The 21,663-nt window shown below is 42.5% G+C and carries 22 protein-coding genes; 7 read left to right on the top strand and 15 right to left on the bottom strand.

Going from position 1 to position 21,663, the window contains the following annotated elements:
- Positions 1–18 precede the first annotated feature (18 nt).
- The 7 genes from DWY79_RS01650 to DWY79_RS01620 all read right to left on the bottom strand — a co-directional run bounded on the left by DWY79_RS01650 (position 19) and on the right by DWY79_RS01620 (position 8,464).
- A complete protein-coding gene (locus tag DWY79_RS01650) occupies positions 19–1,485 on the bottom strand; it encodes a hypothetical protein (protein ID WP_122368727.1) in 1,467 nt (488 codons plus the stop codon).
- A gap of 18 nt (positions 1,486–1,503) precedes the next feature.
- Positions 1,504–2,439 (bottom strand): hypothetical protein, encoded by a 936-nt coding sequence (locus DWY79_RS01645; RefSeq protein WP_122368726.1) that lies wholly within the window; start codon positions 2,437–2,439, stop codon positions 1,504–1,506.
- 100 nt (positions 2,440–2,539) lie between these two features.
- Positions 2,540–3,097 (bottom strand): LPP20 family lipoprotein, encoded by a 558-nt coding sequence (locus DWY79_RS01640; RefSeq protein WP_122368725.1) that lies wholly within the window; start codon positions 3,095–3,097, stop codon positions 2,540–2,542.
- 63 nt (positions 3,098–3,160) lie between these two features.
- Positions 3,161–5,035, bottom strand: coding sequence for an LPP20 family lipoprotein (locus tag DWY79_RS01635; RefSeq protein ID WP_122368724.1), 1,875 nt, complete (start codon positions 5,033–5,035; stop codon positions 3,161–3,163).
- 4 nt (positions 5,036–5,039) lie between these two features.
- Positions 5,040–6,326, bottom strand: coding sequence for a DUF6175 family protein (locus tag DWY79_RS01630; RefSeq protein WP_146375668.1), 1,287 nt, complete (start codon positions 6,324–6,326; stop codon positions 5,040–5,042).
- A gap of 57 nt (positions 6,327–6,383) precedes the next feature.
- Complete coding sequence (locus DWY79_RS01625) at positions 6,384–7,295, bottom strand: hypothetical protein (RefSeq protein ID WP_147431797.1); 912 nt, start codon at positions 7,293–7,295, stop codon at positions 6,384–6,386.
- 245 nt (positions 7,296–7,540) lie between these two features.
- On the bottom strand, positions 7,541–8,464 hold the full coding sequence (locus DWY79_RS01620; RefSeq protein ID WP_158593835.1) for a lipocalin family protein: 924 nt from the start codon (positions 8,462–8,464) through the stop codon (positions 7,541–7,543).
- Between the two features lie 354 nt (positions 8,465–8,818).
- Between DWY79_RS01620 and DWY79_RS01615 the strand changes: the two genes are divergently transcribed.
- The 3 genes from DWY79_RS01615 to DWY79_RS22670 all read left to right on the top strand — a co-directional run bounded on the left by DWY79_RS01615 (position 8,819) and on the right by DWY79_RS22670 (position 10,462).
- Complete coding sequence (locus tag DWY79_RS01615; protein WP_146375666.1) at positions 8,819–9,439, top strand: Crp/Fnr family transcriptional regulator; 621 nt, start codon at positions 8,819–8,821, stop codon at positions 9,437–9,439.
- Positions 9,440–9,530: 91 nt separating this feature from the next.
- Entirely contained in the window at positions 9,531–10,247 is a 717-nt protein-coding gene (gene tsaB, locus DWY79_RS01610) for a tRNA (adenosine(37)-N6)-threonylcarbamoyltransferase complex dimerization subunit type 1 TsaB (protein WP_122368719.1), read from the top strand.
- 68 nt (positions 10,248–10,315) lie between these two features.
- On the top strand, positions 10,316–10,462 hold the full coding sequence (locus DWY79_RS22670; RefSeq protein ID WP_005861514.1) for a hypothetical protein: 147 nt from the start codon (positions 10,316–10,318) through the stop codon (positions 10,460–10,462).
- Positions 10,463–10,529: 67 nt separating this feature from the next.
- Here DWY79_RS22670 and DWY79_RS01600 read toward each other — a convergent pair whose 3' ends face one another.
- The 6 genes from DWY79_RS01600 to DWY79_RS01575 all read right to left on the bottom strand — a co-directional run bounded on the left by DWY79_RS01600 (position 10,530) and on the right by DWY79_RS01575 (position 17,605).
- Positions 10,530–11,690 (bottom strand): sodium ion-translocating decarboxylase subunit beta, encoded by a 1,161-nt coding sequence (locus DWY79_RS01600; protein ID WP_008774134.1) that lies wholly within the window; start codon positions 11,688–11,690, stop codon positions 10,530–10,532.
- 4 nt (positions 11,691–11,694) lie between these two features.
- The gene (locus DWY79_RS01595) at positions 11,695–12,126 is read right to left on the bottom strand and encodes a biotin/lipoyl-containing protein (protein ID WP_008774133.1); all 432 of its coding nucleotides are present in this window, start codon (positions 12,124–12,126) and stop codon (positions 11,695–11,697) included.
- A gap of 23 nt (positions 12,127–12,149) precedes the next feature.
- Positions 12,150–13,043: an OadG family transporter subunit gene (locus DWY79_RS01590; protein WP_122368765.1), complete on the bottom strand. Its 894-nt coding sequence runs from the start codon at positions 13,041–13,043 to the stop codon at positions 12,150–12,152.
- Positions 13,044–13,064: 21 nt separating this feature from the next.
- Positions 13,065–14,618: an acyl-CoA carboxylase subunit beta gene (locus DWY79_RS01585; RefSeq protein WP_005861522.1), complete on the bottom strand. Its 1,554-nt coding sequence runs from the start codon at positions 14,616–14,618 to the stop codon at positions 13,065–13,067.
- A 36-nt stretch (positions 14,619–14,654) separates the two neighbouring features.
- Positions 14,655–15,065 carry a methylmalonyl-CoA epimerase gene (gene mce / locus DWY79_RS01580; RefSeq protein ID WP_121736096.1) on the bottom strand — a complete coding sequence of 137 codons (411 nt, stop codon included), beginning with the start codon at positions 15,063–15,065 and terminating at the stop codon, positions 14,655–14,657.
- 128 nt (positions 15,066–15,193) lie between these two features.
- On the bottom strand, positions 15,194–17,605 hold the full coding sequence (locus DWY79_RS01575; protein WP_011965914.1) for a TonB-dependent receptor: 2,412 nt from the start codon (positions 17,603–17,605) through the stop codon (positions 15,194–15,196).
- A 121-nt stretch (positions 17,606–17,726) separates the two neighbouring features.
- Between DWY79_RS01575 and DWY79_RS01570 the strand changes: the two genes are divergently transcribed.
- From DWY79_RS01570 to DWY79_RS01555, 4 genes are read left to right on the top strand one after another with little or no spacing between them, the layout of a single operon-like run.
- Positions 17,727–18,287 carry a nitroreductase family protein gene (locus DWY79_RS01570; protein ID WP_005861528.1) on the top strand — a complete coding sequence of 187 codons (561 nt, stop codon included), beginning with the start codon at positions 17,727–17,729 and terminating at the stop codon, positions 18,285–18,287.
- The gene (locus DWY79_RS01565) at positions 18,284–19,051 is read left to right on the top strand and encodes a Rossmann-like and DUF2520 domain-containing protein (RefSeq protein ID WP_122368718.1); all 768 of its coding nucleotides are present in this window, start codon (positions 18,284–18,286) and stop codon (positions 19,049–19,051) included. Before DWY79_RS01570 ends, DWY79_RS01565 begins: the two co-directional genes overlap by 4 nt.
- Positions 19,044–19,565, top strand: a complete 522-nt coding sequence (locus DWY79_RS01560) for an HAD family hydrolase (protein WP_005865795.1) — start codon at positions 19,044–19,046, stop codon at positions 19,563–19,565. Before DWY79_RS01565 ends, DWY79_RS01560 begins: the two co-directional genes overlap by 8 nt.
- 37 nt (positions 19,566–19,602) lie before the next feature.
- Complete coding sequence (locus tag DWY79_RS01555) at positions 19,603–20,184, top strand: Maf-like protein (protein WP_008774130.1); 582 nt, start codon at positions 19,603–19,605, stop codon at positions 20,182–20,184.
- A gap of 2 nt (positions 20,185–20,186) precedes the next feature.
- On the opposite strand, the gene DWY79_RS01550 is transcribed toward DWY79_RS01555, so the two are convergent.
- Positions 20,187–20,564: a hypothetical protein gene (locus tag DWY79_RS01550; RefSeq protein WP_005865798.1), complete on the bottom strand. Its 378-nt coding sequence runs from the start codon at positions 20,562–20,564 to the stop codon at positions 20,187–20,189.
- 8 nt (positions 20,565–20,572) lie between these two features.
- Positions 20,573–21,604 (bottom strand): FAD:protein FMN transferase, encoded by a 1,032-nt coding sequence (locus tag DWY79_RS01545; RefSeq protein ID WP_122368717.1) that lies wholly within the window; start codon positions 21,602–21,604, stop codon positions 20,573–20,575.
- Positions 21,605–21,663: the final 59 nt, after the last annotated feature.

Raw genomic sequence — 21,663 nt, 5'->3', positions numbered from 1 at the left:
TAATTTTTAAGTTGTTAATTAATGAGTGATTATATTCGATATTACTTTTACTTTTGCGTCTTTCAATTGTGGCATCGCCTTTCCGATTGGCGCATTGATATAGGTGGGGTCGCAAACCGTATATCTTTTTCCGGAAACGTTCACGAAGTCACCATTTATCGGTCCGTTGAAAAGGACCGCTGTGGCCAAGTGCTGCGGGTAATTGAGCAGTACGACATCTAGTCCTAATAGCTCTCTTACCAAATAGGCGTAAAGAACAGCACGGTCTTCACAATCGCAATAGGGATAATAGAATGTCTCTTCCACGAAGAATGGTTTTTCGTATCCGAACTGTTCATGATCGGTTTGATAGAGGAATGCCGTTTGGACAAAATTCAGTAAGATGTTTGCTGCGTCTGTCTCGCTTTTCCCTTGAATAGCTTCTTGTAATGGAGGTAATATAGAGCTTGTTACCTCATCGCTTACGGGAGCGCAGGCATAGACTGTGAATTCACATTGAGGATATTCCTTATAGAAGTCAATAAGATCTTGATTTAGATTAACGGTTACTTTTACCGGATATCTTTTGGCTTCCAATGTACGGCTGAAGAGGGTTGAACTCCCTGTTTGCTTATCTTGAATATGCATGTGAATAGTCTGCGTGGAAGCGGAGAAATCTTTCTTATAGGTATAAATCTCTTGTTGGCTGAGTTTGGGAGTATTGATAATAAAGTATCTTTCCTTATCTATTGTGAGATAAGGAAAGCCGTAAACAATACAATCCGTGGAGATCATAAGGAGTAGTTGGTCCTCGGTCCGGCCGTTTTTCACTTTATAGCCGGATTGACAAAGTAAGAACATCTGCATGAACGCTATCTCGTTCTTTGCGTTTTCCCCGCAAAAATGTTGAGCGATCTTTTGGGTTAGTAGGAAGTAGGCCCAATCACAAAGATGTGATTTTTTCCGGATATGCAAGCAATCGTCTATTAGCGTTTTGTAAGGGGTTTCGCTTAGTCTGCTCCATGCTTGGGATATCTCGTTTTCCGTGATGCCGGTCAAGCGGAATGGTGCATCCAGTATTTTTGATAGGCGTAAGGATGCTCCGTAAAAGGTGAGTATAAAATGCTCATCATCCTCTTGAGGTTGCGGATTCTCATGAGGAATTGGCCGTAGGGGACGGGGCTTGTCTTCCGGATTGATTTTTAGGGGAGGAACAGTTGGTACGTTTGGTATTCGGTCGGGTTCCCGCAAAGGGTCGGTATAGACTACCGGATTTACAGGTTCAGGCTGGGTAGGAGCCTTGATAGCTTCCTCCTTAGTATAGGGTTTCCAATAGTTTTTTAGGAAGGAGGCGAATTCTTGATTTTCCTTTCTGCGGAAATCATTATATTCTTGCTTTTGTTTCTTTATGAATTCCTTATATTCCGTATATGGATCTTGTGCATACAGTTTTCCTATAGGAATAAAGGTATGAATGCAAATTAGTATCAATAGAGCTTTTCTCATGGTATAGGAGATTTAAGTTTATTGGATCGTCTGAATCGACCAATCCAAGAAAATATGGTTGTTCTGTATGCTCAAGATGACCGGTCTGGCAGATAAGGAGCAACAGTTTTTTTCTCTGTATAACTGTTGGTTCGTATCTTGATAGCTCTCAAAAACTTCTTGGATGGTTACTCCCGGAAAGTCAAAGTTTGTGAGGGCATCGTTTAGTGATTCCAGCAGGGTACTCCAATATCCGCTTGAAAGAGGATATTCTTTTTTTTCTTGTGCCAGCAGCGTTCCTTTATCCTTGTATAGATATAGATCGGTCGGAAGAGGAAGCGAAATGTCATTGATTTGTGTGGAGATGATTAGCTTTTCTTTGTTCCCTTTGAGCGTGAATGAATGATTTTTGAGGATCGAGTCATTGTCGCAGCGTATCGAAAGAGATAGTCTTTCCTCTTGTCGTTCATGGGATTCTTGGCTGGTACTTAGCATGAATTCATAAAAAGAAGAGAGCGTACGTTGCTCCTTGCCTTGGCTATTTACGGTGAGCCAGACGAACTGTTCCCCATATATTGAGGTGTGTTCTCGGATGACGGAAAAAGAATAGGTCTGAGGTTCGGAATGTAGTGTCGCCATGACCATCATTTTCTCGTGTTTGTAATCATTCATATTGGTGGCGACTTGATTTATGATGAAATAGTCCGTCAGCATACTCATATGTGTGCCTCGCTTTAGCGAATACAGGAATAAGGCCCGTTGTATGGCTTGTTCCCGGGCGATTTCCGGGCATAGTCCGGGATCTGAAGTACCCATGGTTTCCTCATCTCGTAAAGCCAATGGAAAATCATGTGGGATATTTTCCAAATACCCACTAGCCCAATGATATGATTGCGTATAGTTCTCATTATCTTGGGCAAATAGGGCTGAGAACCCTGATAGGAAAAGGACTAAATGTATAAGCCGTTTGCTCATTCTTCGTCTTTAGGTGATTGGTAAACCGTTTGGCCGTCCCCCTTACTTCGGTGAAGAAGTGAGAGGGGACGGGTGGAACAGTTAGTTAAACATAGTAACTTTAATTTTCCTTGCTCATCTCTTCCTCGAATACTTTTTTGAATTTCTCGTACTCGAAGTCAATTCGAAGTTTATCATCATTCTTGATGGAATTGCTGATTCCTTCCAAAAGTTCGTTGCCGGCTAGTTCTAGTGCGATATACACCTTATATTTATTATCCGGAGTTCTCATTGTTTGTTCGCAAATCGTTCGCAACCCGTTTAGCTTCTGTTGTACGGTAGTTCGTGCGATGTCTTGAAAACGTCTTTTACTCTCGTCATTTTCACCATTTTGATAAGAAGACGTATAGTCTTCCACCATAGCTTTTACTTTAGCCTCGATAGCGGTAGCTATTTCCGTACGGGCAGATGACTGCGCTTTCTTTTTGGCGATAGTCATATCCGTAGATAACCCCATGGCGCTAGCCCGTATATATTGGCTATTGGTCATGTATTCAGGACCGGAGCAAGGTACGATCACGGCGACATCTTGTTGCGCTACGCTTTTAGGACCTCCACATGCGGTTAATAAAAAGACGATCCCCATCGCCATTCCCATTACATAATTTAATCGTTTCATTTTTATTCTTTTTTAATTAAAAGCCTACTCTATCATTGGGTTTTTCGGCCTCCCCCCTTATTGCTATTCTAAGTTCCTGAGTTTGATCGTTCGATGATTCGTATTCGTGAGCTGGAAAAGAGCGATCTTTCCCGTCTTCATTATCTCTACTTCCAATAAAGTAGGGGTATTGGGTACAATGGTAGCTTGTATGCCATAGCTGTCTGATTTGGAACCAATTTTCACGGTGATACATTTCATTTCCTCCCCATTTCCATTGACGATGAGCAGCTCACGGTTATACAGGCCTAGCTTGTAATCTTCTTGATTCTTGTTCTCTATGTTGAATCTAAGAAACGTACGGTCGCTCATATCTTTTTTCCCATTATAACTTATGAATATCCCCGGCTCCAACTCCGCTTCTGTTTTTTTCTTGGCAAGAGTAGGAGAGACCGTAGATTGAGGTTTCTCCACCGGTGTCTGGCTTGTGGGTTTAGGATGTATCACAATGACAGGTTGGCTGGGTGGGGTGCTTACATGGCTCGGTCGCTTAGGTGCCGGTGGTGTATCATTTACTTGAGGGATTTCCCCGTTCGTATCTATTTTTACCTCTTTCAATTGTTTGCCAAGTTCTCTGTTGATTATTTTCATGGCTTCTCGAATAGCAGAATTACGTGCGTTCGCTATTGATGTATTTGCGGGAGATAAAGTCCTCTTTTTTTCCAATAGGTAATTTAACAGGATAGCGCCACTGCGGTTATTTTTGATTTGTATACTTATCGTGGTGAAATATTCTTTCATGTTGTATATATCTCCTTCCACGATATTCCCTTGTGAAAAATCACTTTGGATGAGTATAAGGACATCCGCTTTGTTCTGAGAGTCAGTGATGTCAAAGTAATTATTCGTCAGTAGATTATGTATTCCTCTGACTAGACCTTCATTTCCTTGTTGCTTGGATTGGATATACGCACGGATGTTCTTCTCCGAATCGCTACTTACCAACACTTGGCATCTGGGCGTATTGGCTGATAACTGTCGCTTTAGGGTGTTGAACAGAGGGTTCTTGATCTGCGTGAATGGGTGTATGTCCAGCGTAAAAAGAATCTCTTGGTTCGTGTTCTTTGAAGTGATATTCTGTAGATAAACAGTTGTTTCCCCATTGTCATCCGTTGGGATGATCTCTGATAATGAGCCTCCGCCGGAGTTGAATTCTCCTTTGATGGGTAAATTTCTTAATGGAATATTGTTTTTGTGTATGGTTAGTATGATCGGGGTACGGGAGGCTTGAAATGCGCTCGCTTGGATTTCCGAATTGGACGGTTTTAGCTGGATACCATCGAACACGCTTTGCAGTGAGGTATATAGGGCGTTGCCTACTAAAATGGTCTGTCCTTCATAAGAGCAGCTTAGATCCTCGTTAACGCAGGGTTCGATAGCGGTCAAACCCTGCATGAATAAGTCTATAGCGGTCAATAGATCACCTTGCCGCAAGGCGTTCTCCCCGTTATACCAAAAATCGAATCCTTGCCGGATTGCTAGTTCCCTGCGCTTCTGTACTTGCTCGGCGTATGTCTCTTTGTCGAGGCGGTAATAGACCCAATAATTTTGTTCGTCTTGCCAGTTGTCTACTTGTTCGAAATCCTTGATATGTTGTTTCACGGATGTTTGGATGATCTCCGAGAAGTAGGAGGATACAGATTCGTCCTCCTTTTCCAAGGTCGTCATTAAGGAGCTAGCCTCTACCTTGATCTCGATCTCGGAGACAAGTTCGGCTATCGCGTTTTGTTTCGCTACTTGTTGGTAGTTGGGAGAAGACTTCGAGGCGCTTCCTATACCAATATAAAAGAAAGTCCCGTTGGGGCGTTCTGTCAACCAGTCCGGCTTTTTCTCCGCATGTATAGTGATTGACAGGCTGCTTATAAGTAGCCAACTGATCAGTGCTATAATGTATCTCATATGTTTATTGTATCGTTATATAATAGGTTTTACCGCTTTGCCTACGATTGCAACTAATGCCTAACTCATCACGCAAATAGGTATACAAACTCAAGATGAATTCTTGCTCTTGCCCTTGCTGTATTTGAACTTGGTCAAACTTGATATATTCATCTACGCTTCCAGCCAGATGGTATTTTCCGTTAAAGGCATGTTTTTTTATCCATAGGGTTAATACGTCGGCTAGTGGAAAACCCATGCTACCTACTTCGGTGCTCATATCGATGGCCGATTCCGGGGCGATGGCGAAATTGATGGCATATTGGTTCCCATCCGTGATCTTGCTTGCCCAATTGCTGGTAAGCTGCTGGATGAAACCATCTAAGCAATTCTCTAGGGCTCTGTCGTAAAGATTCGCGATTATGTAATCTCTGTAACGTTTTGATTTCCCTTCGGCAGAGCTGAGCAAGTTGCCGGTTGATACCTCATAAGCTTTTAGGTTTACGACCCCCATACCGCCATCCGGCCTCCTGTTATTCGCTAGGTCGACCGTGATATATACGTCAGCTTGGGTTTGATTGATAAGCTGTTTATCGTTTGACATGACTGTCTTGTCCATCTCGAATTGCAGGTCTCTTTCTGCGGCAGCCACTACCGCTAGGAAATCTTTAACCTCATATTTCTTGGTTTTTAGCATCGCCTCGATACGTGTGATCGCATTTCGTATTTCATAATCATTTTTTAATATGCCGCTATAGGTGGTTCCTTCCGGTTTGAAAGGAACGACGGTCAACGTGAATTGAGGTATCTCTTGGCGGATCTCAGTCGTGTTCATTCTTTCCAAGTCCTTTTTTATGACTTTGGAACGAAGCATGTCTTTATATAAGGCATCTGTTTTTAATTCGAATTGTATGGTTGCCTTAAATTGTCTTGTGGGCATTTTTTCAGGGGAGCCGTTGACTTCTGTTACTAGACCGATAAATTGAGTGTATCGGTTTTCCTTAAATATGCGTTTTACATAATCTTTCTGTTCTTGGGTCTCTAACTCTCCAATGAGGGGCATATCATCATTTAGTCCTGCAATGCCGGAAAAGAAATAAGTGTCGAAGGCTGATAGTATAGCCATGGCTACAGCCTCTTTTTTCTTCTCGTGGATACCGGACGAAAGGATGATAGCGGTTCTCCCTTGGTCAGATACCAAGGTAGCGTCGTTCGTGAAATTTTCACTGGATTGAGCAGAGACCGTATTTGGGATTATTAAGCAAATTCCTAGAATATAGGCATACAAGTAAATGATAAATTTGTTTCGCATATCCAATGTCGTTATTGAAAAGGCCATGGGCTGCAGAAATGCGGCCCATGACTGAATTTATAAACTAATAATACTGCCGTTAGATTTAGAACGAGATTCGATGGATAATGACTGGTTTTCCTCTAGGGCTTGTATTTTCTCAAGGATCACCTTTCCTTCTTTGGTTACATTACATAATGAAATATCATCACCTTCAACAGCTTTCACTTTCAGCTCTCCTATTTTTTTTCGGCTATTTCTTCCAGCGATTACTCGTTGCTCAAATACATCGAAGATATCTCCCTTTTTCACGCCACTTGTTTCTCCAAGGCTAATGTATACTTCTTCTGCTTTTCCTTTTTTCTCGGATGCGACTTCAAGGATCGTTCCTTTTAATGGAAAACATCCTTCTGCAAACGATTTGGCCTTATTCTTAAGAACTTTACTAGCGTTGGCAATAGCTTCTTCTTCGGTGTTTCCTATTGTTGTTTCTTTGCCAATGCCTGTTAAATCTATAAGGGCGTTTCCTTCAGTTGTGATTGTCTTTGTCTCTGTAATGGTTCCACTCGCTACATCGATAATGTTGGCAGAAACATTGATGGCTGCGTCGTAGTAATAACTACCATCACTATATTTTTTTCGGACAGCTTCTACATGAGTGATAGTTCCTGTAATTACCCAACGAGCGTTCATATTCCTTAAGACTGTGAAGCCATATTCCTCCTCGGATACGGAGGCATCGGCTGCTCTTTTAGTCATTTCAGCTTGGAATTGGGCATCCGACTTTAAATCTTTTACGATGAGCCTTTTAGCGTCTATCAATCCTTCTATTATGTTGTTGCGGATGGCGGCGATGGTAGAGCCCTCTAAATTGCCGCTGCCTTTAAACTCATTTACAAAAACGATTTCTTTGCCGGTTGTTTCTGTTGTTTGTGCTCTCATACTGAACGCTCCGATCAATAAGAGAAGTAGAAGTGCGATTCGATTCATAATCATTTTTTTGTTTAATGTTATTTTGGTAATAATGTTTGTTATCTTCGTAATACCCCATGACTCAAGAGTCGGCTATATAATTTTTTACAAAATTATAAGGTAAAAAGGATAAAAATCTTGTCCTAGATTAACTTTTCGATTGTATGATCATTAATGTCACATAGTAATAGGTCTAGCCGAATATAAAGACATTAATTTTGTGTGAATCCTTGATCAAAGACCGTTTCTGTCGAGATACTGAGTTATTCTTTTTCGAATATCAATTCTCCGGATGAGGTTTCTTTTGGAAAATAGACGAAGGTAAGAATCATCTTCTTATTGTTTAGTTCAACAACTGTATATTGGTTCTCCATATTATCGCCTGTTATTTTTAGTCGCATGACAATCGTGTTACTCATTAGGGAATAATTAGATTGATTTTTTTTAGATGTGTATACCTCGGTCAATTTATATGCGTTTCCTCCATTGGATGTTTCGGTAAAGATGAGTTTACATTGGGCTAATGGAACGGATTGGCCCTCTTTTTTCTCGGAAACCAATCGCCAAGTTCCTTTGAGATTGTCTGGGGTTAGTTTATTGCTTGATTCTGCCCGGATCATTTCTTCCGGACTAGGGTCTGTCACAGAGTCGACATGCTTGGATAAAAAGTACCCAATACCTATATATAGAGCTGTACTACAAACAAGCGTTATGATTAAAGGAATACGTTTTTCCTCATTTGCCATTTTTAGAAGTAAGCGAAATGATGCGAATAAACCTCCCACAATTACGATTCCCGCAACGTATGGTAGCAGGAATATCGCTATCTCTATCAAAAAATATAAGGCATAGTAGATAATAAGCGTGACTATCGCAGGCTTGATAATGAAATTACTTAATAATGTAGCTATACAACCATCCGTAGCGTTCTCTTCCTTGTGACCATCGGCGTATGTGTCCACCGCTTTATAATCATCCCAGCCTGTACCAAAAGAGATGATAAGGCCTATGATGAATAGCCCTCCAAACCAACTGCCTCCTTCAAAAACATTCGAGTCGATAGGGTTGTCGGAGATTGATAAAGCTCCTTGGTAGATTGAGTAAATACTCCAAATACAAACTCCTGCTGTTATGATCAAGTATATGATAATTAATAGCTTGTTTTGTTTGATTGTTGTGTTTTCCATAATCATAAGTTGTTTTTGTTGGCCAAATATAAAGATTAGATATAAGATAAATCTTATCCGATATTAAGATTTGTTCTAGGGTATAATGGGTTAAGAGGGGATTTGTAGATACTGATGCCTTAGTCCTATCAGAACTAATACAATAATATTTTCGCAAAAATACAATATATATAATGTAGAGCCTATTACTTTTTGTTGAAATTTTAATAAAAATACGATTTGATAGTCCTACTATATTTCCGCAAGTGTGCCTTTCTTATATCTTTTTCAATTTGAGCATATTGTAATTCCGCTATTTGAAATAGTTCTGATAGGACTAAATTTATTGTTAAATGATACTAAACGTAAACTATTGTGAAACAAAGAATAGATCTTTTTCCAGACCGGGCTTATGAGAGATTGTTTACTTTGGTCAGTGAATATGTACCAGTCTCGGATCGTTTCCGTGAATTGATTTATGAGAGGAGCTATATGGTCTCTTTTGCCAAAGAGGAATTATTACAAGAGGAGGGAAAGCTCTGTAATTCACTTTTTTTTATTGCTGGAGGTTTTTGTGCTTCTTATTATAGTACGGTAACGAAGGAGTGTATATTAGGCTTTTTCGAAGAGGGGCAATTCTGCACCTCTTGGTATAGTTTCCAAAGTAAAAGAAAATCTTTTATGGCGATAAAAGCGGTAGTGGATACGGCTGCCGTGGTAATCTCATATGAGCATTATGACTTTATATTAAGGGAATGTCCGGAATTCGCTTATGTCATTTGTAGGGTCTTGTCAAATATAATCCAAGTAGGTGAAGAGAGGAGCTATGTACTGCGTAGCCGATCCGCCCGAGGACGGGTGCAATATTATAAAGATAATCATGATATCTATTATTTAATGAAGCATGTTCCACAGTATAGCATCGCTTCTTTCTTAAATATGACACCGGAAACCTTTTCGAAGATAATCTCCGAACGTGATAAAGATAGAAAGTGATTTTTTGTATACCTTTGCGACATAATCTAATTATAATGTTGGTATTCCTATAGAAGAGATGCTAACTATCAACTGTTAATAGTCTATTATTATGTCATTGATCTTAAATATCGAGACATCCACTTCCGTATGTTCAGTAGCCCTGTCGGAAGGGGAGGAGGTGGTCTTTGAGAAGGCTTCCTTTGAGGGGCCGTCTCATGCGGCGTTATTGGGCGTTTATATGGAAGAGGCATTAGAAGCCGCGAAGTCGAAAGGGATAAAACTGGATGCCGTGGCGGTAAGTAGCGGACCCGGATCTTATACGGGGTTACGCATCGGGGTGTCTGTGGCTAAAGGATTATGCTTTGGGTATGGTATTCCTTTGATCGGTATTCATACGCTGGATATTTTAGCGTCTGCCGCTATCCGGAAAAATAAGGAGGAGGCCGATTGCTTGTATTGCGCTATGTTGGATGCCCGTCGTATGGAAGTCTACTCTTCGATTTATGATTCCCATCTCAACACGATACGTGCCACGACTGCTGATATCGTAGATGCTGATTCGTATGCTTCTTTTTTAGAGAACGGTAAGGTTTGTTTCTTTGGAGACGGTGCCGCTAAATGTGAGACGGTAATCACTTCTTCGAACGCCTGTTTTATAGATGGTATCTATCCATTAGCTGTAAATATGGCATCCTTGTCGCAGCAAGCATATGATGATGGCCGTTTTGAGAATGTGGCTTATTTTGAGCCTTTCTATTTGAAAGAATTCCAAGCAACGATCGCTAAGAACAAAGTGCTGAACGAGGCGTTAGGGAAAAACAAATAAGAGTAAGGGTACACAACCAAATTCATGTTCCGGCTGTTTATTCTAAAATGAATAAATCAGTTAAAGACATGAGAAAGAAAAGTGTGAATACGCTATTGGTATTTGGTGTGGTTGTCGCTATAATCCTTTTGATGATCTGGTTGTTCCTCGGGACAACGTTGGTGGAGGATACGAGTACGGAGATTAGTCCGGTTCCTATAGAGCAAGCTAACTGAGAACAATAACATAAAAAGGCGGGATCCTTTCGGACCTCGCCTTTTTTAATATAGATAGTTGTTTTTATTAACCAAGGAATCCTAGCAAGATACCGGCAGCTACAGCGGAACCGATTACACCTGCTACGTTCGGACCCATAGCGTGCATCAATAAGTAGTTACTTGGATCGTATTCCAAACCTACGTTCTGGGAAATACGGGCAGCGTCAGGTACGGCGGATACACCGGAGTTACCGATCAACGGATTGATCTTGTTGCCTTCTTTCAAGAACAGGTTAAAGAACTTAACGAACAATACACCGGCACAAGTAGCGATAACGAATGACAACGCACCCAAACCGAAAATCTTGATAGAGTTCAATGTTAAGAACTGGGTAGCTTGTGTAGAAGCACCTACCGTGATGCCTAATAAGATCGTGATAACATCGATCAGCGGGCCGCGGGCTGTCTCTGCCAAACGGCGAGTAACACCACTTTCCTTGATCAAGTTACCAAAGAACAACATTCCTAACAATGGCAAACCAGACGGTACCAAGAAGGCTGTCAATAACAAGCCAACGATCGGGAAAACGATTTTCTCCGTCTGTGAAACGGCTCTTGGAGGTTTCATACGGATCACACGTTCTTTCTTCGTTGTAAGCAATCTCATAAACGGTGGCTGGATAATAGGAACCAATGCCATATATGAGTATGCGGATACAGCGATAGCACCCATCAAGTTAGGAGCTAACTTGGATGACAAGAAGATTGCAGTTGGACCATCAGCTCCTCCGATAATACCGATAGCACCGGCTTGGCTTGGGTCAAATCCCATTTGCAATGCAATGATATAAGCACCGAAAATACCAAATTGGGCGGCAGCTCCGACTAGCATTAACTTAGGGTTGGATATCAAAGCGGAGAAGTCTGTCATGGCACCGATACCGAGGAATATCAAGGGGGGATACCAACCTTGTTTCACTCCTTGGTACAAAATGTTCAATACAGAACCCTCTTCGTATATACCTAATTGTAATCCGGCATCCTTGAAAGGGATATTTCCGATCAAGATACCGAAACCAATAGGGATCAGAAGCATCGGCTCGAATTCATATTTAATCGCTAGGAATATGAACAGCAAACCTACCAATAGCATCACGATATGCCCTGGAGTCGCGTTCGCAAATCCTGTATAGGAGAGAAATATTTGGATATTTTCTCCTAGGAATTGTAAGAAACTTTCTTGCATATCATTAACCGATTACAACGAGATCTGCACCTTCCAATACAGAGTCGCCTTTGTTTACTTTAATTTCTACAATTTTACCGTCACGATCGGCATTGATGTTGTTTTCCATCTTCATGGCTTCCAATACCAAGATCTTTTGACCTCTCTTAACTGTATCGCCGACTTTACAGTCTACACTTAAAATTACACCTGGCAGCGGAGATTTAACAGCGCCGGCTACACTTGGAGCTGCTTGACGGGTGATAACAGGTTCACCGCTGGCATTGGTCGGAGCTTGAGCCGGACGTTTCAATGTAACCATTTGTTTTTTCGCAGGTTTCTCCATTTTTACGTTATAAGGGGTTCCGTTTACCTCTACCTCTGCCACATCATCTACAACTGAGTTGATATGTACTTTATATGTGTTACCGTTAATGGTATATTTAAAACTTTTCATTCGTCAATTGGATTTTAGGATGATTACTTTTTATTTGGAGTCTGACGCAGAGAATAAAGCTTAGAACTCCATGGTGAATAGCTGCGTTGAACCTTGTGGATAGTTAATACCGTGTTCTCGATATCGTGGTTGTCATCGCTCATCTCATAAAGAGCGGTAGCGATAGCGGCAAAAATTTCACCTGATTCTTGACCGATATTGGCTGATACGGCAGCACCTGTTCCTGCGGCTTTTTGGGCGTTACGCTTGCTAGCTTTGATCGCTGCGTTACCGATCTGTTTGAATACAAGGAACAAGATCATCAAGCCAAGGAATACAACAGCCATGGCTGTAATGGTCATACCGATACCCCATGGGTCGTTCCGCTGGAAATTCTCAAGTTTCGCATTCGAATCTAGCGTTAGATTGTTGGTACTAGGGGTCACTTTGCCTAGAGTTGCCCATTTGCCTTTACCATCTAAGTCCAAACCGTAGCTGATATCCGCCTTTTGTCCGGCAGGAATCGTTACCTCGTCAATCAACGTTGTACCATCTGAATCGTATAAGGCTAGATAATTATCCTTGTTCGGATCAAGCGTAAAGTTTACGTGAAATGTTCCTTTTGTAGGCTCGTTGTCCGCCCAAAAAAGTGCATGCTGATAAGGAGGTATCTTTGTCAATACGTCTCCCTTCGGTATCATATACTTCTTAGGATTACTTTTATCGTTCGTCAAAAAACAACCGCGTAAGTCCACCGTACCGGCCGAGTTATTATACAACTCAATCCATGGATGGCGTTTACCGTAGTCATCAACGAAGTTATCCTCGTTGACAACCAATACTTCGTTTAACTTAACGGAGGTAGTCAACTGTGCCTTGGCTCCCATACTGAAGAGAACCATTAACAGTAGCAATACCCCTATTTTCTTATTTATCATATTCATCTCCTGTTTTACGGATTATAGAGGCAGGTTATCATGTTTCTTAGCAGGATTGCTTAACTTCTTAGTCTGCAATTGCTGCAAAGCACGAATAATACGGAAACGAGTGTTACGCGGTTCGATAACATCGTCGATATAACCGTATTGAGCTGCGTTATAAGGATTAGCGAATGCTTTCTTATATTCAGCTTCTTTCTCTGCTGCGCATGCTTTCGGATCTTCAGCGGCTGCTACTTCCTTGGCGAAGATAACCTCTACGGCACCGCTCGGGCCCATAACGGCGATCTCGGCTGTCGGCCATGCGTAATTCATATCACCACGTAAATGTTTAGAACTCATCACGCAATAAGCTCCACCGTAAGACTTACGCAATGTAACGGTAATCTTAGGAACGGTAGCCTCACCATAAGCGTAAAGCAATTTAGCGCCATGAAGGATTACACCGTTGTATTCCTGACCTGTACCCGGAAGGAATCCCGGAACGTCAACCAATGTTACCAAAGGAATATTGAAAGCGTCGCAGAAACGAACGAAGCGACCTGCTTTACGAGATGCGTTGCTATCCAAGCATCCTGCCATAACCTTCGGCTGGTTGGCTACGATACCGACAGATTGTCCGTTGAAACGAGCGAAACCTACGATGATATTCTTAGCGTAGTCCGCATGGACCTCTAGGAACTCGTTGTTATCGACGATCGTACCGATAACCTCGTACATATCGTAAGATTGGTTAGCGTTATCGGGAATGATATCATTCAATACATCATCCAAACGATCGATCGGGTCTTTGCACTCAACTAACGGCGTTTCCTCTAAGTTGTTCTGAGGTAAGAAACTGAGCAATTTACGGATCAATTGCAAACCATCTTCTTCTGTATCGACAGCGAAATGGGCTACACCCGATTTGGTAGTGTGTACGCTGGCTCCACCCAACTGCTCTTGGGTTACATCCTCTCCTGTTACGGTTTTTACGACTTTCGGACCAGTCAAGAACATATAGCTGGTACCACGTGTCATGATGTTGAAGTCTGTCAAAGCCGGAGAATAAACGGCTCCACCGGCGCAAGGGCCGAAGATACCGGAAATCTGGGGAACAACACCGGAAGCCAAGATGTTGCGTTGGAAAATCTCAGCGTATCCTGCCAAGGCGTTTACACCTTCTTGGATACGAGCTCCACCGGAGTCGTTCAAACCGATAACGGGAGCGCCCATCTTCATGGCTTGATCCATTACTTTACAGATCTTCATAGCCAAAGCCTCAGACAAGGCTCCACCGAATACGGTGAAATCTTGAGCGAAGATATATACCAAACGTCCGTCGATCGTACCATAACCTGTTACGATACCATCGCCTAAATATTTAGTTTTCTCGATACCGAAGTTTGTACAACGGTGTTGAACAAACATGTCGAATTCCTCGAAACTACCTTCGTCAAGCAACATGGCGATACGCTCACGAGCGGTATATTTGCCTTTTTTGTGCTGTGATTCGATTCTTTTCTCTCCTCCACCCAAGCGAGCTTGCTCACGAAGTGCGATGAGCTCTTTTACTTTTTCAAGCTGGTTACTCATTGTATTTTGATTTGTTGTTAGAAATGAACGGATTAATTATTTGTTGCCCGGCATGCAAAGTTCTGTCAATACGCTGCAAGTTGATTTCGGGTGAAGGAAAGCGATGTTCAAGCCTTCCGCGCCACCACGGGGAGCTTTATCGATTAATTTAACGCCTTTTTCCTCAGCCTCGTTCAAAGCTGCCTGTACATCAGGTACCGCGAATGCGATATGGTGGATACCTTCACCTTTTTTCTCGATAAATTTTGCGATCGTGCTATCTTCGCTGGTCGGCTCTAGTAATTCAATCTTAGTCTGTCCTACCTTGAAAAATGCGGTTTTTACTTTTTGGTCTGCTACTTCTTCGATATTGTAGCATTTTAATCCAAGAACACCTTCATAATAGGGTAAACAAGCCTCGATACTCTTCACTGCGATACCTAAATGTTCGATATGTGTAAGTTCCATGTCAATAATAATTTAAAGATTTAGTAAATGTTTGTTTCTATTGTGTGCAAATGTACACTACTTTTTATGAATGAGGAAATAATTTTTTGTTTTTATCTCCCAGTAAATGTGTTTAAAGATACATTTTACTAAAAATCGACAATCAGACGAACGTTCAATTGACGTCCGGTCAGATAGTTTGGAACTGCGTATTGGACATTATATACATCTGTTATCCAATAGTAGGAACTAACGTTTTTGATGTCTAATATGTTAAATACATCCAGACCTAGCCAAATGTTTTTCAAATGGCGGAAGAAGCCCCTGTCCATGATAGCGTCCGTGCCTCCTGCCAATTGATAGGAGAGGCCGATATCTACACGTTTGTAGGCGGGCGTACGGAAATAGCCGGCTTCGTATCCTTTGCCCGGGATTGTCTGGGGAAGTCCTCCGGATAGAACTCCTTTCAGATTTAGCTTGACTCGTTTATAGCCCGGGAAATAATCTTGGAAGAAGAGTGAGATGTTGTAGCCTTGGCTATTGGCCATAGGAACGGTCGTTGTTTCCCGGATGGTTTGCTGGGCTTTCATCAAGGAGAAGCTGATCCATGAGTCGGTACCCGGTACGAATTCTCCGAAGAATTTGACATCGAGTCCCATGGCGTAACCTTTGGCGCAGTTCTCGCCGTAATAGCGGATCTTGACGTTATCTACGGTGTAGGGATTCAGATTGTCCAGCTTTTTATAGTACATCTCGGCGGTCACCTTGAAATTCCGGTCTACGGCACGGAACGTATAATCTCCTCCCAATATGAAATGGATGGAGCGTTGTGACTTTAGATCTTTGTTCAATACCGTGATATTATTGCCGTTCTTATCTTTGTCTACTCTACGTAATTCCTTGTAGAAGGGCGATTGATAATACAGTCCGGTGGCGAAACGGAGCGTCAAGTCTTGGTCGAAGTTCGGGATAAAGCCCAATGAGGCACGAGGACTGAAAAGGAACTCCTTATTATAAGTCCAATAACTACCTCTAACCCCTGCGACTAACGTGAACAGACCTTGCTTGGTCCTGAATTTGAACGCGTCTTGCGCATAAGCGGAAAAGCGTGTGCTTTCTATCTGATTATCAGAAAAGAGGTTCGAATATACACTTACGTTATTACCGGTTTGGGGCAAAGAATAACCTGAGGAATCCCTTTTTTCCCATTCACTGATCTTATCATTGATTTTCTCCATTTGTACCGTGGCTCCCCATTTCAACGTATTGTTTAAAAGGCGGGCCATCCCATAGTGCCCGACATTCATGACGGTGGAGTTCAAACGGTTTCGTGCGTGCTCGTGATAACGGCCTACGGACATGGCGGCTGACGCGTCGTCATCCGGATTTTCCGCTCCGTTCTCGCTTAGCCAATATTCTCCGGCGATATCGTATCCCTCTTCTTCCTTGCTTTTGAAAGCGGAGGCTTGGAGTCCCAATTCTGTGTTCTCATTGGGGTTGTGTTTCAATGTAAGCGCACCGAATAAGGTTTGGAAACGGTCTCTTTCCCTTCCGTCGAAATAGACTTTGAAGTTCTTGGGATGCTCGGCTGTACCGAAAGAGGTTTCCCGGCTATAAGGGGTGAATTTATAATTATTGTTAGCGAGGTTTCCCAAGAAATTGATTTCCCATTTAGGGGCCAATTGGTACGTGATGTAAGTTTGCAGATCGATAAATTTAGGGTCGTATTCTGCGTCTGTATCCATGGTACCCAAAATAGACCGACCGCTTTTAAAGCGGAAACCCGTTACTTGGGTAAATTTACCGATAGAACTGCCTACATAAGCATTCGCGCCCAACAAGCTCGCGGAAGCCGAGCCTTCGAATATCTTAGGCTTTTTATAGGTAATATCCAGCACGGAACTCATCTTGTCTCCGTAACGGGCCTCGAAGCCACCGGCGGCGAAATTGACCGCTTCTGTCAGGTCCGGATTGATAAAGCTAAGGCCCTCTTGTTGTCCCGAGCGAATCAGAAGCGGACGGAATACCTCGATCCCATTCACATAAACGATATTTTCATCATAACTACCTCCACGTACGGAATACTGGGAACTTAACTCGTTATTGGACGATACTCCGGCAAACGTAACGACCAAGCTCTCTATACTACCTCCGGAGGGATCGGGCAATAACTTGATTTTGTCCGCATTTAGGGACTCCATGGTCGTGGTCTGCTTGCGGATGGCAGTAACAGATACTTCCCCTAAATCAAATGAGGTATTGTTCATCTGTACGTTCAGGCGCATATCGGCTTGTGCCGAAGGAATGATACGTTCAGCTTTATTATATCCCAGACAAGAGTAAATAATGGAGATAGAATCCCCCGGCGATATGGAAAAGGAATAATATCCCTTCTCGTTGGTCATGGAGCCGATCAACGTGTTCTTAACCCGGACATTCACTAATTCCAGAGGGTTACCGTCGGCGTCACGGACATAACCAGTGATTTTTATGCGGCCTTCGCCAAAGGCACTCACGGAAATAAGTATAAATAGCAGCGCGGCTATCGCACGAATCTTCATAATCTATTGTTCAATTATAAAAATACTAACGAGAAAAAAGAACGATACGTATATATGGGTGCAAAAAATTATATTTATATTTGCGAATCTTAATATTAAAAGAGTACAAAGAACGAAAAAAATGGAGAGTTTTGCAACACTTATACAAAATAGAAGAAGTACACGTAAGTTTACCGAACAACTACTTTCCCCCGAGCAGGTAGAACTGATCTTGAAAGCGGCGTTGATGGCTCCGGCCTCAAAACGTAGTAATCCTTGGCAGTTCGTGGTCGTGGAAGATAAGGAAATGTTGAAGAAACTTGCCGGGTGTAAGAAAAATGGTTCTGCTTTTCTGGAGGGTTGTGCCTTGGCCGTGGTTGTCTTGGCGAATGTGATGGAAAGCGATGTTTGGATCGAGGACGCTTCGGTCGCTTCTATTTATATGCAATTGCAAGCGGAGGATTTGGGATTGGGCAGTTGCTGGTGTCAGATCCGGAACCGGGTAACAGAGGACGAGGCGGATTCGAATAATTATGTTCGTTCGTTGCTGGATATCCCTTATCAATTGGATGTCTTGTCTATCATTGGTATCGGTTATAAGGATCAGGTTCGTAAGCCTTTTGATGAATCCCATTTACAATGGGAGAAGATACATATAGGAAAGTTCTCTCTTCCGGAAGAAAATAAAGAGGCGGAAGAATGAGAGTTGTATTTGTTGGTGCCGGAAACTTAGCTACCCGGCTTTCGTTGGAAATGCGTAAGTCCGGAATGAGTATCGGGCAAGTGTATAGTCACACAAGTGAGCATGCTAAGATTTTAGCCGATGAATTGGGATGTGGGTGGACTGTTGTCCCGGAAGATATTGTGGAAGATGCCGACTTGTATGTTTTCTCTTTGAAAGATGCCGTGCTCCAAGATGTTATCGCCCGTGTAAAACCGAATAACGGTTTGTGGGTGCATACGGCAGGGAGTATGCCAATCTCTGTATTTGAAGATTTTACGGCTAGATATGGGGTGGTTTATCCGTTACAAACGTTTAGTAAGAGTAGGGAGGTGGATTTCAAGAAAATACCGTTCTTTTTAGAGGCGAACTCGTCTGAAGATGAGAAGGTGCTGGGCGAGGTGGCTAGGGCGCTCTCCAGTGATGTCCGTTTCCTCTCCTCCGAGAAGCGAAAGAACTTACATTTAGCGGCGGTTTTCGCTTGTAATTTTACGAATCATATGTATGCGCTAGCTGAAAAGATCTTGGAAGAACAGCAAATACCGGGAGAGGTCTTGCTACCTTTGATAGACGAGACAGCCGCTAAGGTACATGTAATGTCGCCGGCGCGAGCCCAAACGGGACCAGCTATACGATATGACGAGAATGTGATAAACAAACATATGGCTATGCTTAAAGATCCGGATATGCGAAATTTATATGAGCTGATTAGCCGAAGTATACATAAGGAGGCTCGACATGAGTAGTATAAACTATGATTTGAGAAAAATAAAGGCTTTTGTCTTTGATGTAGACGGGGTGCTATCCTGCGATGTGATTCCGCTTCACCCGAATGGCGATCCGATGCGTACGGTCAATATCAAGGATGGCTATGCCTTGCAATTGGCCGTGAAGAAAGGTTATGAGGTCGCTATAATTACGGGCGGATATACGGAAGCCGTACAGATTCGCTTTTCTCGTTTAGGAATACAACATATTTATATGCGTAGCGCTGTAAAGGTGCATGACTTTAAGGATTTCATGGAAAAAACGGGCTTGTCTCCTGAGCAAATCATGTATGCGGGTGATGATATTCCTGATTATGAGGTAATGACGCGAGTCGGATTGCCGGTGGCACCTGCGGATGCGGCTCCGGAGATCAAGGAGATAGCGAAATATATATCCTCCCGGCGAGGTGGCGAAGGCGTAGCTAGGGACGTGATCGAGCAAACGATGCGGGCTCAAGGACACTGGTTCGGCGAGGAGGCTTTTGGGTGGTAAAATTTTGGTGAATGTGTAACGCTTAATCGAATAGGTTATGTTAGAGAATTTAAAAAAGTACAAGATCGTCTTAGCCTCTAATTCTCCGAGACGACGGAATTTGTTATCTGGTCTGGATATCGACTTCGAGGTGAGGGTAATTCCGGATATTGACGAGTCTTACCCGGATTCTATTGACTCCATGGAGATCCCTTTATATATTGCCCGTTCGAAAGCGGAGGCCTATAAATCGACTATGGCAGATGATGAATTGCTGATCACGGCGGACACGATCGTCTGGACGTTTGACGGGGTTATGGGGAAGCCTGCGAACCGGGAGGAAGCTTATGCTATGCTTCATGCTTTGTCGGATCATGTACATCAGGTAATAACCGGCGTTTGTATCATGACGAAGGACAAAAATGTAGGCTTTTCCGTCGAATCTGCGGTTTGTTTCGCAAAATTGGGTGATGAAGAGATTAATTATTATTTGGATAAATATAAACCTTATGATAAAGCGGGAGGGTATGGCATTCAGGAGTGGATCGGTTATATCGGGGTAGAGGCTATCAATGGTAGCTTTTATAACGTGATGGGATTACCTGTGCAAAAGCTTTATCAGGAATTGAAACATTTTTAATCTCAATTCAAGGTAAAGTATTTATCCTTCATATAATATTCTATCTGATTTAATGTGTGCGCTAAGGCTGGGGGAATCGGTAAGACGACCGGTTTCTCCACATTCCATTCCGGGTCATTTATGATCATGTCGGATAGGCTGCCCGCATGTATTAAGATAAGGCGGGTAGGGGCTGAGGCTATAACCTTATGATTGGTGTTTTGCGCAAGTAGCATGAAATGATCTTTTGCCACTTCCGCTATATGTGTCCCTTCTTGGCTGTAAATAATAAGTTTTCCCGAAAATACGAAGATTAATAGATTATCCGTGGTTGTGGTATTAAACAGGGAATCTCCGGCTCTCAGTATTTTGCATTCAAGTTGATTTAGATAACGCTTCATGTAGGAACTTAAGGATTTTCGAGGATAGCCAATGTTTTTCTGTTAGGAAGGTATTCCAACATACCTTTTGAGTAGGTGACTTTCTGTTGTCCGTTGTTGTCCGCATAAATAATAAAATACTCTATTTGGGGGATGGATTGTGCCAGTAGCTTCGCTTTCTCGACTCCCAAAACCATGAAAGTCGTAGCGTAAGCGTCTGCTGTCATACAATCTTCCGCCACGATGGTCGCGCTAAGAATATTTTGTCCAGCGGGATAACCGGTCGCCGGATTGATCGTATGGGCATATTTCTTACCATCCTTGATGTAGAAGTTTCGGTAGTCACCAGAAGTAGCCACACCCCCTTTTTGGCATAATTGTACGATCTCTTCAACATCATTTGTTACGCCACTTGTCCCTATTTCCGGCTTGTTGATGCCGACTCGCCAACAGTCACCTTGTTGATTTACGCCTTTCATGGTGACCTCACCACCTATTTCTACCATGTAGTTCTTTACGCCTTCCTTTTCCAGCAGGCGGGCGATGACATCGCAAGCATAACCTTTTGCGATGGACGAACAATTCAATAGAATCCGGGGATCTTCTTTGATGATTTTCTTTCCTTCCAATCTCACTTTTTGATAACCGACGAAAGCCTTTATGCTATCGATCATCTGCGGGGTTACGCTATCCATCTTACTGAATCCGAATCCCCATAGATTAATTAATGGAGCACAAGTAATATCAAAAGCTCCTCCTGATTTTTGGGAGATTTCTTCCGCCTTATTGAATACTTCGGTAAACCATTCGTCTACCTCCACATCCTCGTTATTATTGACTTTCGCGATCGTGGAGTTGGGGTTGAAAGGATTTAAGGAGAGGTTAAAACGTTGCAGCTCGCTGTCGATCTTATCGGTTAGGATTTGCTTGGCCTTGTATTTGATGTGGTAACTTGTATGAAAAACAGAATCACTCTCTTCGAAATATTGGCCCTTGTCCGAGCAAGCCGTAAGCGATAAGATCAACAGGCTGACTAATATGGAAATATTCTTGCGCATCATTATGAAATTTTATGTCGCAAAGTTACTACAAAAAAGTGAAATGCGGAAAGATATAGTGA

This window comes from Parabacteroides sp. AF27-14 (genome assembly GCF_003635425.1).
In the GTDB taxonomy this organism is placed as follows: Bacteria; Bacteroidota; Bacteroidia; order Bacteroidales; family Tannerellaceae; genus Parabacteroides; species Parabacteroides distasonis.
The sequence above is the reverse complement of the archived record's forward strand: the minus strand, read 5'-3'. Positions and strand labels throughout refer to the sequence as shown.